The organism is Spirillospora sp. NPDC049024, assembly GCF_040649235.1.
Classification (GTDB): Bacteria; Actinomycetota; Actinomycetes; order Streptosporangiales; family Streptosporangiaceae; genus Spirillospora.
Genome location: NZ_JBEZFD010000010.1, coordinates 31704 through 46077, shown reverse-complemented (window position 1 = coordinate 46077; position 14374 = coordinate 31704). Strand labels below are relative to the sequence as shown.

Genomic DNA, 14374 nt, shown 5'->3' with positions numbered 1-14374 from the left:
CGCGCGCATCGGCGGCCACTACGGCCGCGCGGGCTCGGCCGTCCACACGTCCATGGTCAGCCCCCAGGTCCCGCCGGGCGGGCCGGTGAGGGTGCGCCCGTCCTGCCGCGTCACCACGTGCAGCACCCGCCGCGGCGTCCCGTAGGGGGCGACCTGGTCGGGCCTCGACGCCATGATCACCGGATGCCGTCCGGCCCGGTACACCCCGGCGACGACGCCCTGCACGTCCTCGCGCGAGGCGGCGCCGGTCGTGCGGGCGGCGGGCAGCCCGCACATCCCGCGGACGACCTGGAGGAACCGGTCGGCGGTGGCCTGCTCGACCACCACGACCGAGGCGCCCGGCCGCAGGGAGCGGCACATCCCGTCCACGGCGGCGACCTCGCCCTGCTCCGTGCGCGTGACCAGGTAGCCGCCGGACGTCAGCACGATCGGCACGAGCATCAGCGCGACGCCGGCGACCGCGCACGCCCGCGCCGCCTTCGGCCCGTACCCGAGCCGCCGGACGCGCCGGACGGCCCAGGCCGAGGCGAACACCGTGAACAGCAGCACGCCGGGGATGACGAGGCCGATCAGCCGGCGGGACGCCCACGGGTGGTCGGGGGTGATGCCCGGCCGCACCAGCACCTGCGCGGTCGTCCAGACGACCATCGCGAAGGGCAGCAGCCATTCCGGCGACTGCCCGCGCAGCAGCCGCCGCACCAGCAGCGCCGCGCCCACCGCCGCGAACAGCAGCGCGGGGACGCCGATGTACCAGACGACCCAGTACAGGGACAGCTCGGAGTACTGCCGGGTGCCGTCCACCGGAAGGTGCTGGATCTTCTGGACCATCTCGATGAACCGGACGTTCAGCTCGTCGTCCCGGGTCGCGGGCGGGCGGCGGACGGTCTGCACCAGCGGCCGGACCGCGAAGCCCACCAGCACCAGCACGGTGAGGACGGCGCCGGCGCCGGGCGCCCGGCCGCGCGCGACCGCCGCGCCGGCGCGGCGCAGCCGGGTCCCCGTCCGGTCCCACCGCAGCGCGGCCGCCATGAGGACGGTCAGGACGAGCACCGCCGCGGCGATGGCCGCCAGCGGGACGAGCGACGACCGCAGGTAGGACAGGTAGGGCCGGGACATCGTGAAGCCCTCGACGACCCCGGCGCCCGCGCCGAGCAGCAGACCCCCGGCCGTCCAGTACCCGGCCGCACGCCTGCGCGCGATGAGCAGGCCCGCGAACGCCACCACCGGCAGGACGTCCCGCAGTCCGTCGATGCGGACGAGCACGATCAGGCCGAGCGCCGCCCCGGCGAGGAAGGCCTTGGGGCCGGCGACCCGCCCGTCCCGGCCGTCACCGGCGTCCTCGCGGGAGTCGTACATCAGCGACAGGCCGCCCAGCAGCAGGATGATGGCGGGCAGCTCGCTGAACGTGTTGCGGGAGACATAGAGCATCGGCAGCGTCAGCGCGAGCAGCAGCGCCCCGGCGGGCGCCCAGCGGGGGCCGACGAGGCGCGCGACCAGCCCGGCGAACGACAGCACGCAGCACGCGCCGAGCAGCGGCGCCATGAGCAGCATCCCGTGGGCGCCGCCGATCCATCCGGCGGGCGCCAGCACCAGCGGCCATCCCGCCATGAACTGCGGCACGACGGCCCCGCCGTCCTGGTAGAAGGCGGGGCTGTCGAAGCGCAGGACGCCGTGCGCGCCCCCGAACGCCCCCTCCATCAGCGGGATCGGCAGCGACCCGTGCTCGGCCAGCCAGGTCGCGAACTGGACGTAGGACGCCGGGTCGCGGCGGACGACGATCTGCTCCGAGCACATGACGATCTGGAGCACCAGGAACGCGGCGGTGACGGCGAAGACCGACCACACCGGCCAGCGCTGCCCCGCGTGCGGGCCCTCCGAGCGTCCGCCCGGAACGTCCCCGGGGCGGGACCGCAGGCCGAGCCACAGCACCAGGGCCGCGACGGGCACGAACAGCGCGACCGCCGGGGCGGGGCGGAAGACGCCCGCCATCAGCAGCGGCAGCGACACCGCCAGCCACGCGACGACGACCAGCGCCGGGGCCGCGGTGGCCCGGGCGAGCAGCCGACCAGCGTCCATGGTTCCGCCCCGTGCTCCCGCGCCGCGGTGCCCGCCGTCGCCTTGCTCGGCGCCGTGCGGCTCGCCTCCGCGGCGCGCGCCCGCCACTGTTGCGTCCTTCACCCGTGCGGAGCGTAGCGGCACCGGGGCGGTGGCGGCGCCACGACGATCATGCGGGCATACGCTCGGAGCATGAGCGCACAAGCCGGGGACGCGGGCACGCCCGCGGAGCTGCTGCGGCGGCGGGTCGCCGGCGACCCGTCCCGACCGCTGGTCACCTTCTACGACGACGCGAGCGGCGAACGCGTCGAGCTGTCCGCGCGGACGTTCGACAACTGGGTGGCGAAGACGGCCAACTTCCTGGTGGACGGCCTCGCCGCCGAGCCGGGCACCCGGGTCGTCCTGGTCCTGCCGCCGCACTGGCAGACAGCGGTGTGGCTGATGGCCTGCTGGTCGGCCGGGCTCGTCGCCGAACCGGTCGACCCGGAGGCGTTCGGGAGGGGCGGCGCCGAACCGGCAGAGGCCTCCGGTCCGTACATCCTGGCGGCGGCGCAGGAGGTGCTGGACGACGTGCTCGCGGACGAGGTGCTCGCAGGAGGGGCCGAAGAGGTCGTCGGCCTCTCGCTGCACGCGCTCGGCGGCCCGCTCGCCGACTGCCCGCCCGGCGTGACCGACTACGCGGCGGAGGTGCGCACGTACGGTGACCGGTTCACCGGCCCGCGGGTCGCCCCGGAGGCGCCCGCGTTGAGTGTGACAAAGACCACATTCAGCGGAGCGGACCTGGTGGGCGCGGCGCGCGGGGCCGTTGAGAAATGGGAGCTGGACGCCCGCGACCGGCTCCTGGTTGACATGTCCTTCGCCACACTCGACGGGGTACTGACCGGCCTTCTCGCACCACTAGCCTCGGGTGCTTCCGTCATAATCCAACGAAACTTTGACAAAGCCGCCCTAGATCGTCGCCTGACCCTGGAGCATGTGACGGTGGTGGCCGGTACGTCCGGACCGAATGCGGAATCCGGCTCCCCGTACCGCCTCCCCTGACCTACGCTTCCCTTTGCCCTCGTCCCGTCCGTTCGAACCATGAGCCCACGGGCCGCCCCCAGCCGGGGAACGGCCCCCGGACCCCCGGAACCGCCCATACCCCCGGACCTCGGAGCCGATGAACAGCAACCCGATGTACATGGAGTACGTCGACGACGCCGACCCGCAGCCGGCGCCGCGACGCGGCTGGCGCATCCTCGGCTGGGTGTGCATCGGACTGTCGGCGGTCATGGTGGTCGGTTCGCTCACCGCGTACGGCCTGTACCGCCAGGCGTTCGGGAACATCTCGCACGAGGACGTCAACGCCCAGCTCGGCCCCAACCGGCCGAAGAAGCTGAACAGCGCGATGAACATCCTGATGCTCGGGTCCGACACCCGCGAGGGCGCGAACGCCAAGTACGGCCGCTCGCTGAAGAACGAGGTGCCGCGCTCGGACACGATGATCCTGCTGCACCTGTCCCCCGGCGGCGGCCAGGCGATGGGCATCAGCTTCCCTCGCGACCTGATGGTCCGGATGCCCTCCTGCAAGAGCCGCAAGGGCGGGGTGATCCCGGCCCAGACCCGCGCGCAGATCAACTCGGCGTTCAGCAACGGCGGCGCGGCCTGCGTCATCAAGACGATCGAGAGCATCTCCAACATCCGCATCGACCACTTCATGCAGGTCGACTTCAACGGCTTCAAGTCCATCACCAACGCCGTCGGCGGCGTGCCGGTGTGCCTGCCGAAGGACGTCAACGACCCCAAGTCCAAGCTCAAGCTGAGCAGGGGCAAGCACGTGATCAAGGGTGAGACGGCGCTGGCGTACGTGCGCGTGCGGCACGGCCTCGGCGACGGCTCCGACACCGACCGCATCAAGCGCCAGCAGAAGTTCATGGGCGCCCTCGCCAGCAAGGCGATGAGCGCGGGCGTGCTCAGCAACCCCCGGCGCATGCTCCAGCTGATGAACGCCGTGACCAAGTCGCTCACCACCGACAAGGAGCTGACGCCGCAGGTCATGATGGACATCGGCCAGGAGATGCAGGGCATGACCTCCGGCAAGCTGCGCTTCGTGACCGTCCCCTCCGGGCCCGACCCGCTCGACCCGAACCGGGTGGCGCTCACCCCGAACGCCCAGCCGTTCTTCGCCGCCGTCCGCAACGACAAGACCGTGCCGAAGGAGCCCAAGCCGGGCGCCACGAAGATCCCGCCGAGCCAGGTGCGCGTGCGGGTCTACAACGGCAGCGGCATCGACGGGCAGGCCGGGCGCGTCGCCACCGACCTGGAGTCGCAGGGCTTCCAGGTCACGGTCGGCGGGAACGCCCCCTCCCCCACCGCCGTCACCAAGGTGATGTACGGTTCCGGTGCCGACCAGCAGGCCCAGACCCTGACCGCGCTGATCCCGAGCAACCCGCAGGCCGCGGCGCGCACCACGGGCGGCACTCCGGGCGTCGTCGACCTGGTCGTCGGACGCGACTGGACGAAACTCAAGAGCGCCGGCAGCGGCATCCCGAAGCAGCAGGGTGAGATCCGCGCCAGCGACGACATCTGCAAGGAGACCTGACCGGGCAGCCGTATGACCTACACCACCAGGCCCTCGGGGGCCGACGCGGCACAGCGAGACGAACGGCCGACGTCCACGGACCCGGCGGCGCCCCCCGCGGCGGGGGCGCCCGGATCCGCGGGCACCGCCTCCTCCGGCGGGTCGGCGCCGCGGGGCCCCGCGCGCAAGGTGCGCGACCCGTTCTTCGACAACGCGAAGTACTTCGCGATCCTGCTGGTGGTGGCGGGACACTCCCTGGCCAACCTGCTGAACGTCCCGATGGCCAAGGGGCTCTACCTGTTCGTCTACATGTTCCACATGCCGCTGTTCATCGTGATCACCGGCTACTTCTCCCGGAACTGGACGTTCGCCGGCGGCAAGGCGCGCAAGCTCATCACCAACGTCGGCGTGCCGTACGTGGTGTTCGAGTTCGCCTACTCGCTGTACGACTGGCTCGCGGGCCGCAACCACCTCGAGATCAGCCTGCTGAACCCGTACTACCTGACGTGGTTCCTGTGCGCGCTGTTCATGTGGCGGCTCTCCACGCCGGTCTGGCAGCAGATCCGCTGGCCGCTCGCCGTGGCGACGGTGTTCGCGCTGCTGTCGTACATGAGCGACCTCGGCGGGACGTTCGACATCCACCGGGTGATCGGGCTGCTGCCCTTCTACGTCCTCGGCCTCACGCTGAAGCCCGCGCACTTCGAGCTGCTGAAGCGGCCGGCCGCGCGGCCGATCGGCGCGGTGGTGCTCGCCGCCGGCCTCGCCGGCTCCTACCTCGTCATGAACCACATGTCGCGGGACTGGATCTACTGGAAGCACCCGCACTTCGCGCTCGGCGTCGGCAACTTCGCCGGCACCCTGATGCGGCTCGCGATGTTCGCCGCCGCGGTCGTGCTCGTCGCCGCGTTCCTCAGCCTCGTCCCGCGCCGGGAGCACTGGTACACCAAGCTCGGCGCCTACACGCTCTACGCCTACCTGCTGCACGGGTTCGTCACCCGGCTGCTCAACTTCACCGGCTGGTGGGGCGCCGACTGGATGCACACCCCGCTCGGGGTCGTCATCGTGGTCGCCGGCGCCCTGGTGGTCGGAACGTTCCTGTGCTCCGCCCCCGTCGTCCGGACGATGAGCTGGGCGCTGGAACCGAAGATGACGTGGGTCTTCACCCCCCTGAGAAGGCCCGCGCGCTCCCGCTGAACACCCGGCCCGCTCCCCCTGAGGCCCGAACCCCCCGGAGATATGACCGACGTCCTCCCCACGCCGCCTCCCGCCACGGGCAGTACGCCCCCCGCCACGGGCAGTGCGCTAGCCGTGCCCACCGCACCTCCCATGCCCACCGCACCTCCCATACCCGCCGCACCCCCTGTGCCCGCCGCGCCCCCCATGCCCACCGCGGCGCCGAAGCCCGCTCCGCGCGCGCGGGACGCGTACTTCGACAACGCCAAGTTCTTCACGGCCGTCCTGGTCGTGGTCGGCCACTTCTGGTCCCAGTTCGGCGACAGCCGCGCGGCACACGCCGCGTATGTCGTCCTCTACGCCTTCCACATGCCGGTCTTCGTCTTTGTATCCGGCTATTTCTCGCGCGGATTCATGCGTTCGACGGACAAGTTCCGGAGCGTCCTGCCCACGCTGGTCGTCCCCTATGTGATCTTCATCCTGCTCTACCGGGCGCAATTGGTCCTTCTCAACGGGGTCGAATTCCGGCTGAGCGAGCTGTTCCGGCCGCATTTCCTCATGTGGTTCCTGGTGGCGCTCGTGTTCTGGCGGCTGAGCGCCCCGCTCTGGGGGCACCTGCGCCACCCGGTGGCCGTCTCGGTGGCGTTCTGCCTCGTCGGCGGGAGCTGGGCGTTCACCGCCGACTCCACGCTCAGCCGCACGGCCGGGCTGCTGCCGCTCTTCGTCCTCGGGCTGACCGTCGACCCGGAGCACGTTCGCCGGCTTCGCGCCGACCGGGCGCGGTGGGCCGGGCTCGCCGTGCTGGCCGCCGCCCTCCCCGTCGCCTACGTCTGGGAGCTCGGCGCGGTCGTCCCCAGGATCGACAGCGGTCTCCTCTACTGGAACCAGGGCTACGAGGCCATGGGCTTCGGCACCGCCGAAGGCATGATGTGGCGGCTCGTGGCCCTCGCCTTCGCCGTTCTCCTCGGCGCCGCCTTCCTCGCGTGCGTCCCGCGCGGCCGGTCCTGGTACACCGAGATGGGGACGCGGACGATGTACGTGTACCTGCTGCACGGGCTCGTCATGAAGTCGTTCGACTACACCGGCGTGCTGGACGAGCCGGTCCTGCACAACCCCTTCGGCATCGTCTCGGTCACCGTGGCCGCCGCCGCGCTCGGCGTCGTCCTCGCCACCGCCCCCGTGCGGCGGTGCACCCGGTGGGCCGTCGAGCCCGACGCGCGGCGGCTCCTCCGCCCCGCCCCCGCCAGGACCTGAGGTTCAACGCTGACCTGTGGGTATAGTCCAGAATCACCGAGTAGTTGATTGGCCTTCGCGTGAGCTCTGATCACGACATCTCTTTGAGCGTCATCGTGCCCGTGCACAAAGTGCAGGGGTACATCAGGCAATGCCTTGATTCCATCCTCGACCCGGATCTCCCCAATCTCGAAGTCATCGCCGTCGACGACCGCTCACCGGACGGCTGCGGTGAGATCCTCGACGAGTTCGCCGAGCGCGACCCGCGCGTCAAGGTCCGGCATCTCGGCGAGAACGTCGGGCTCGGCCGCGCGCGCAACATCGGCCTCGACATGGCGACGGGCGACTACGTCTGGTTCTTCGACAGCGACGACTACGCCACCGAGGGCGCCGTCCGCGCGATCTGCGACCGCCTCGCCGAGACCCGCCCCGACGTGCTGGTGTTCGACTACGCCCGGGCCTACTGGAACGGCAAGGTCAAGCGCAGCATCATCAACGACCTGTTCCGCGAGCCGCCCGCGCCGGACGTGTTCACCCTCGCCGAGCGGCAGAGCGTCCTCGAGATGATGATGACGGCGTGGAACAAGGCGATCCGCCGGGAGTTCCTGCTCGACCTCGGGCTGCGCTTCAGCGGCGGCTACTACGAGGACGTCAACGTCACCTACCCGATCCTGATGGCCGCCGAGCGGCTCAGCCTGCTGGACCGGGTCTGCTACATCTACCGGCAGCGCCGCCGCGGCGCGATCACCAAGACCGCGAGCGCGAAGCACTTCGACGCGTTCGCGCAGTACGACCGCATCTTCGAGTTCATGGACGGGATGGGGGCGAAGGCCGACCCGTTCCGCCCGCTGATGTTCGACCGGACGATCTGGCACCTGCTCGTCATCCTGGAGCGGCCCGACCGCGTCCACGAGTCGGAGAAGGCCCGCTTCTTCGCGGAGATGTCGAAGACGTACGGCAAGTACGAGCCGGCCGGGCACGTCCCGCCGGACGACAAGCCGTTCCTGGCCGACAAGCACCGGATGATCAAGGCGGGCGACTTCCGCGGGTACGAGCGGGTCCGGGCCGCCGAGGCCAAGGACAAGGCCGGGAGCCGGGCCGGCAGGGCAGCCAAGATCCGCAAGCGCGGCGTGCTGCTGGGCAAGGAGCTCGCCAAGGAGCGCTACTACCAGATGCAGCGGCGCCTCCCGGTCGAGGAGGACCTCGCCGTCTTCGCCGCGTACTGGTACCGCGGGTACGCCTGCAACCCGGCGGCGATCTACGAGAAGGTCAGGGAGCTGGCCCCGCACATCCGCCCGGTGTGGATCGTCAAGCCCCGCGCGCGCAGGACGATGCCGGAGGGCGTCGACTTCGTCGTCGCCGGCTCCGCCGAGTACTACCGGACGCTGGCCCGCGCCAAGTACTTCGTCAACAACGTGAACTTCCCCGACAACTACGTGAAGCGGCCGGGGCAGGTCCACATGATGACGCAGCACGGCACGCCGCTGAAGAAGATGGGCCTCGACCAGATGGAGTACCCGGTCGGCGCCAACGACATGGACTTCAAGGCCCTCATCGCCCGGTCGGACCGCTGGGACTACCTCGTCTCGTCCAACCCGCTGTCGACCGAGGCGTGGGAGCGCGGGTTCCCCTGCGACTACGAGATGCTGGAGATCGGCTACCCGCGCAACGACCGGCTCGTCAGTGCCGACGGCGACGAGCGCGCCCGGCTGCGCGCCGAGCTCGGCGTCCCGGACGGCGCGACCGCGATCCTGTACGCGCCGACGCACCGCGACTACCAGCGCCGCTACACCCCCATGTTCGACATCGGGCGGGTCGCGGACCAGCTCGGCGACGGGCACGTCCTGCTGCTGCGGGCGCACTACTACTACAAGATCAAGAACATGGCGGCCGACCTCGGCTGGCCGGAGGACCGGGTCATCGACGTGTCCCGGCACCCGTCCGTCGAGGACCTCATGATCGCCTCGGACGCGCTGCTCACCGACTACTCCTCGGTCATGTTCGACTACGCCAACCTCGACCGGCCGATCGTGATCTACGCCAACGACTGGGAGACCTACCGGCTCACCCGCGGGGTCAACTTCGACCTGACGGAGACCCCGCCCGGCGTCGTCGCCACCACCGAGGCCGAACTGGTCGAGGCGTTCACGTCCCGGTCCGCGTGGAGCGACGCGGCGGCGAAGGACCTCGCCGACTTCCGCGCGCGGTTCTGCCCGTGGGACGACGGGCAGGCGGCCGAGCGCGCCGTCCGCCGCATGTTCCTCGGCGAGAAGGTCCCGAACCCGCCGCGGTAGGCCGCGCGGCCGGACGCCGCCGCGGCGGCGTCCGGCGACCGCCCCGTCATGCCCGGTCACCCCCGAAGGAGTGGGTCGCTTGTCCGCCAGCAGGGTCAGTGTCGTCGTGCTCGCGCACGGGGCCGGGGAGTCGCTCGCCGGAACCCTCGCCTCGATCGCCGCCCAGTCGCACACCGGCCTGCGGGTGCTGGTGGTGGACGACGGCGCCGGCGCCGCCGCCGGGGCCGTCCTGCCCGACGAGCGGTTCCGCGTCGTCCGGGAGGGCGCGCCCAGCCGGGGCGCGGCGCGCGGCCTCGGCGCCGCCGAGAGCGAGGGCGACTTCCTGCTGTTCGTGGACGGCGGCGACGAGCTGCCGGCGGAGGCCGCCGCGACGCTGGTCGAGGCGCTGGAGTCGTCCGGGTCCGACATCGCGGTGGGCCGCGAGGCCGAACGCCGCGGGACGGACCGGACGGCCCCGTGGCGCCCCGCCGAGCCGTTCCTCCCGCCGGCCACCGGCACGGACGTGCGCCGCACGCCCGACCTCGTCCGCGAACGCGGCGTCTCCGGGAAGCTGTTCCGGCGGTCGTTCTGGACGTCGCACGGGCTGGAGTTCCCCGACCTCGGCCGGTACGAGGACCTGCTTCCCGCGCTCCAGGCACTGCACCTCGCGACGGGCGTCGACGTGCTGCCCGACGTCGTCCTGCGCCGCCGGGGCGAGCGGTTCCCGGCGACGACGGAGGCACAGGAGATCGCGGACGGGTTCGCCGCCGTCGCCCTCGCCGCCGCCTGGCTCGGCGAGCACGGCCACGCCCGGTCGCGGCGGCGGCTCCAGGCGCTCGCGGCGGCCGAGGAGCTGCGGGTGTTCCTGGACGCGCTGCCGGACCTGCCCGCCGACGAGCGCGAGCAGGTCGTCGCGCAGGCCGCCGGCCACGTGGCGGGGCTGCCCGCGAAGCTGCTCGCCGACGTGCCCGCGCTGACCCGGCTGAAGTGGCATCTCGCCGCCGCGGGCCACACCACCGAGCTGGTGAAGGTCGTCCGCTACGAGCGGGGCAAGGCCTCCCCGGCGATCGTCCGCGACCCGCTGCGCCGGTACGTCGTCTACCCGTACTGGAAGGACCCCAAGGTCGCCGTCCCGCGCGAGGTCTACCGGGCCCGCGACGAGCTGCGGATGCGGGGCCGGGTCCACGCGGTCGGCTGGGACGGCGACCGGCTCACCGTCACCGGCGAGGCCTACATCAACTCGGTCGGCATGCGGCGCCGCTGGACGTCGGTGAAGGCGATGACGCTGCGGTCGGCCGGACGGGCGCTCCTCGCGCGGGCCCGGCAGACGCCGGCGCCGGGCAAGCGGTCCGGCTGGTCCGGCTTCGCGTTCGACCTCGACGTCGGACGGCTCCGCCACCGCGGGCGGTGGGTCGAGGGCGTCTGGACCGTCGAGGCGTCGGTGCTGGCCGCCGGCGTGTTCCGGCGGGGGCCGCTGCGCGGCGGCAGGTCCGGCACCGGGGCCCACCCGCCGTACCGCTACGTCGCGGACGGCGTGCGCGTCGTCCCGCGGATCGACGACGACCGCCTCGTCATCGAGGTCGAGCGGGTCCGGACGGCGGCCGTCGGGCTGCGCTGGGACGGCGGCGAGCTGGTCATCGAGGTGGAGGCGGACGAGCCGCCGGGCGAGCTGGAGCTGGCGCTCGGCGACGAGAGCATCGCCGTCCCGGTCACCGCGTCCGGCGGCCGGTACGCCGCCCGCGTCGACCCGGAGTCCCTCGACGGGGCCCCGCCGCCCCCGGAGGAGATCGACGACACCCGCGACTGGGCGGTCCGCGCCGCGGGCCGGCCGCTGGTGCTCGCCGAAGGGGTCGCGGACGTCCAGCGCGCGTTCGGCCCGCTGGAGGTCGCCGCGGGCCGCGGGCCCGGCGGCTACCTGCGCGTCCGGCGCACCACGGCGCGGCTCGCCGTCGACGGCTGCGCCTGGCGGCCGGACGGGACCCTGGTCCTGACCGCGACGCACCCCGCGCTCACGGACGGCCCGCGCGCGGAGGGCCGTCACGGGAGCGGGCAGGTCGTGCTGCGCGGCCGATGGCACCGCAAGGAGCACGCGTTCGACCTCGTCGCCGACCCGGCGTCCGGCGCGCTGCGCGCGGAGGTCCCGGTCGCGGCCGTGCCCGGCGTCGCGGGCGTCCTGCCGCTGCGCCCCGGACGCTGGGACGTACTGTTCCGGCCGCCGGGCGGCCGCGCGCTGACCGTCCGGCTGTCGCCGGAGGCGCAGCGGGACCTGCCCGAGCCGCTGGAGGTCGCGCGGCGCGGCTACGCGCTGGAGGCGCGCGACGGGCTGCTCGCCCTCGCCGTGACGGGCGACGTGTCGCCGGAGGAGAAGAGCGCCGGCACCAGGTACCGGGAGGAGGCGCGCCGCCGCGTCGACCGCGACGGGCTCCGCGACGCGGTCCTGTTCTCCTGCTTCAGCGGGCGGCAGTACTCCGACAGCCCGAAGGCCGTCCACGAGGAGCTGGTGCGCCGCGGCTCGGACCTGGAGCAGCTCTGGGTGGTCAACGACGCGCAGGTGGAGCTGCCGGACACGCTGCGGGCCGTCCGGCTCCACGGAAGGGAGTGGCACGAGGCGCTCGCCACGTCCCGCTACATCGTGACGAACCACCGGCTGGGCGACGCGTTCCGGCGGCACCCGGACCAGGTCGTCGTGCAGACCTGGCACGGCACGCCGCTGAAGAAGATCGGCGGCGACATCAAGGAGGTGCACTTCGCCTACGCGCCCGGCATGAAGAAGGCGCTCCAGTCGCGGACGAAGGACACCGGGCCCGCCGTGCCCGAGTGGAGCCACCTGGTGTCCCCCAACCCGTTCAGCACGGAGATCTTCCGCCGCGCGTTCGCGTTCAAGGGCGAGATGCTGGAGGTCGGCTACCCCCGCAACGACCTGCTGCACAACCCGGAGGCGGGGACGGTCGCCAGGCGGGTCCGGGCCCGGCTCGGCATCCCCGAGGGCAAGCGGGTCGTGCTGTACGCGCCGACGTGGCGCGACGACCAGTACTACAGCCGGGGCCGCTACAAGTTCGACATGCGGATCGACCTGGAGCGGGCCCGCGCCGCGCTCGGCGACGACCACGTCCTGCTCGTCCGGCTGCACACCAACGTCGTGGACGGCGTCCGCGAGGACGAGCACGGCTTCGTCCGGGACGTGTCGGCCTATCCCGACATCACCGAGCTGTACCTGATCTCCGACATGCTGATCAGCGACTACTCGTCGGTGATGTTCGACTACGCCAACACCGGCCGGCCCATGCTGTTCTTCACCTACGACCTGGCCGACTACCGCGACCGGCTGCGCGGCTTCTACTTCGACTTCGAGGCCGAGGCCCCCGGGCCGCTCCTGGAGACCTCCGGCGACCTCGTCGACGCGGTCCGCGACGTCGAGGCGGCCACCGCCGAGTACCGCGACCGCTACAAGGACTTCGTGGCGCGTTTCTGCCCTCTGGACGACGGGCATGCCGCGTCCCGTGCGGTCGACCGCGTCTTCGGCACGACCGGTCGAGGCCTGTAGGAGTCATCGGGCGGCGCATCCGGCGTCCGGCACGGCCCGGGCTTCCGGGGCGGTTCAGGCGTCGACCTTCTCCTTGGGCGCCGGGCGGTCCTCGTCGCGCGGCGCGGGAACCCGCGGCGGGCGGAGCGGCGGGAACAGGGCCAGGCCGAGCGCGACACACGCGAACGGGACGGCGGGCAGGACGTAGCGGTAGTCGAAGTCTGCGGTAGCGGCGGGGACCACCAGCAGCGCCAGGCTCGTCCCCCACGGGAGCAGCGGGCCCGTCGCCCAGTGCCGCACGGCCCGGGACGGACGCCACCGCCCCTCCGAACGCGCGTGCGGCGCGGCCGCGGCGAGCCCGCCGAGCAGCAGGACGCCGAGGATCGTGCCGGGCATGACCACGCGGTCCTGGTAGGCGAGGACCTGCCCCGCCCACGGCCGGACGACCCGGGTCTCGCCGTCCGGGCCGTAGTGCCGGGCAAGGCGGGCCTGCTTGTCGCTCCACGCCTCGCCCTCGGGGAACTCGTACTGGAGCCACGTCCACGGCGTGGGGTACGGCTGCCGGTGCCAGGCGAACGACCGCAGCGTGTCCCTGACGACGACCTCCGCGTAGTCGGCGGGCTGCGCCTTGATCGCGGCCCACGCGAACTCGCCCGCGAGCCTGTTGCCCTCGTCGCCGTAGACCCAGCCGGGGATGCGGCGGAACGGGGAGTCGGGCGTCCACATCACCGAGAACGACTTGGAGATCCGCGGGTCGCTGCGCTTGGGGCACATGACCGCCAGCTCGGGCCGGGGCTTGATGACCCGGCAGTCGGCGAACGCGGCGGTGCGCCCGTACAGGAACACCTGGTCGGCCTTGGCGAGCTTGTACTGGCCGTACTCCGCGTGGAACCAGAAGACGTAGCCGGCGACCGGGAGGACGAACGCCGCCGCGGCCGCCGCGCAGGTCCTCCAGCCGGCCCGCCTGATCGCCATCGCCGCCAGGATCAGGGCGATCAGGGGGACGCCCGCCGTCCGGGTGAGGGCCGCCCCCGCCGTGAGGATCCCCGCCGCCGCGCCGAGCCACCAGGTCGCGCGGCGCCGCCACAGCACGACCGCGACGGCGGCGAGCAGCAGGAACGCGAACAGCGAGTCCGACATGAGCATGTGCTCCAGGGCGACCTGGTGCACGGGGACCAGCACCGGGACGGTCAGGAGCGCCGCCACCACGCCGGGCAGCCACGCTCGCCGTCCTCCTGCCTCCGCGCCGGGCAGGGCCGCCCGCCCCGCACGCCAGACCAGGACGTACACCAGAACGCCGGTGAGGATCCCGATCGCGTGCTGCACGGACACCATCACGGTGAAACTGTGGAACGGCTTGAGGAGCCACAGCAGCATCGGATATCCACTGGGGCGGGTCGGATCGGGCCGGAACTCGACGGCGGCCCGCAGGTAGCCGGGCGAGTCGCCGAACCACAGCGGCGCGGGATAGGCGAGGACGGCGAGGGCCCGGATCCAGACCGCGACCGCGAGCACTCCGAAGAAGGGGAGGTGAGGCAGGACGGAACGCACACGCAC

The 14374-nt window shown here is 72.6% G+C and carries 8 protein-coding genes; 6 read left to right on the top strand and 2 right to left on the bottom strand.

What is annotated here, in order from left to right; all coding sequences use genetic code 11:
* Positions 1–18 precede the first annotated feature (18 nt).
* Complete coding sequence (locus AB0C21_RS19780; protein ID WP_500205836.1) at positions 19–2178, bottom strand: hypothetical protein; 2160 nt, start codon at positions 2176–2178, stop codon at positions 19–21.
* A gap of 69 nt (positions 2179–2247) precedes the next feature.
* Between AB0C21_RS19780 and AB0C21_RS19775 the strand changes: the two genes are divergently transcribed.
* The 6 genes from AB0C21_RS19775 to AB0C21_RS19750 all read left to right on the top strand — a co-directional run bounded on the left by AB0C21_RS19775 (position 2248) and on the right by AB0C21_RS19750 (position 12838).
* Complete coding sequence (locus AB0C21_RS19775; protein WP_500205834.1) at positions 2248–3096, top strand: TIGR03089 family protein; 849 nt, start codon at positions 2248–2250, stop codon at positions 3094–3096.
* A gap of 118 nt (positions 3097–3214) precedes the next feature.
* Positions 3215–4636: an LCP family protein gene (locus AB0C21_RS19770; RefSeq protein ID WP_500205832.1), complete on the top strand. Its 1422-nt coding sequence runs from the start codon at positions 3215–3217 to the stop codon at positions 4634–4636.
* 12 nt (positions 4637–4648) lie between these two features.
* Positions 4649–5809, top strand: a complete 1161-nt coding sequence (locus AB0C21_RS19765) for an acyltransferase family protein (protein ID WP_500205830.1) — start codon at positions 4649–4651, stop codon at positions 5807–5809.
* Positions 5810–5995: 186 nt separating this feature from the next.
* A complete protein-coding gene (locus AB0C21_RS19760) occupies positions 5996–7042 on the top strand; it encodes an acyltransferase family protein (RefSeq protein ID WP_500205827.1) in 1047 nt (348 codons plus the stop codon).
* 59 nt (positions 7043–7101) lie between these two features.
* Positions 7102–9315, top strand: a complete 2214-nt coding sequence (locus tag AB0C21_RS19755) for a bifunctional glycosyltransferase/CDP-glycerol:glycerophosphate glycerophosphotransferase (protein ID WP_500205826.1) — start codon at positions 7102–7104, stop codon at positions 9313–9315.
* A gap of 79 nt (positions 9316–9394) precedes the next feature.
* Positions 9395–12838 carry a bifunctional glycosyltransferase/CDP-glycerol:glycerophosphate glycerophosphotransferase gene (locus AB0C21_RS19750; protein WP_500205824.1) on the top strand — a complete coding sequence of 1148 codons (3444 nt, stop codon included), beginning with the start codon at positions 9395–9397 and terminating at the stop codon, positions 12836–12838.
* A 54-nt stretch (positions 12839–12892) separates the two neighbouring features.
* Here AB0C21_RS19750 and AB0C21_RS19745 read toward each other — a convergent pair whose 3' ends face one another.
* A complete protein-coding gene (locus AB0C21_RS19745; protein WP_500205823.1) occupies positions 12893–14374 on the bottom strand; it encodes a hypothetical protein in 1482 nt (493 codons plus the stop codon).

Bases quoted from the DNA above. Each gene is read 5' to 3' on its own strand.
- AB0C21_RS19765 (WP_500205830.1), top strand. From the start codon at position 4,649: ATGACCTACACCACCAGGCCCTCGGGGGCCGACGCGGCACAGCGAGAC.
- AB0C21_RS19770 (WP_500205832.1), top strand. From the start codon at position 3,215: ATGAACAGCAACCCGATGTACATGGAGTACGTCGACGACGCCGACCCG.
- AB0C21_RS19775 (WP_500205834.1), top strand. From the start codon at position 2,248: ATGAGCGCACAAGCCGGGGACGCGGGCACGCCCGCGGAGCTGCTGCGG.
- AB0C21_RS19760 (WP_500205827.1), top strand. From the start codon at position 5,996: ATGCCCACCGCGGCGCCGAAGCCCGCTCCGCGCGCGCGGGACGCGTAC.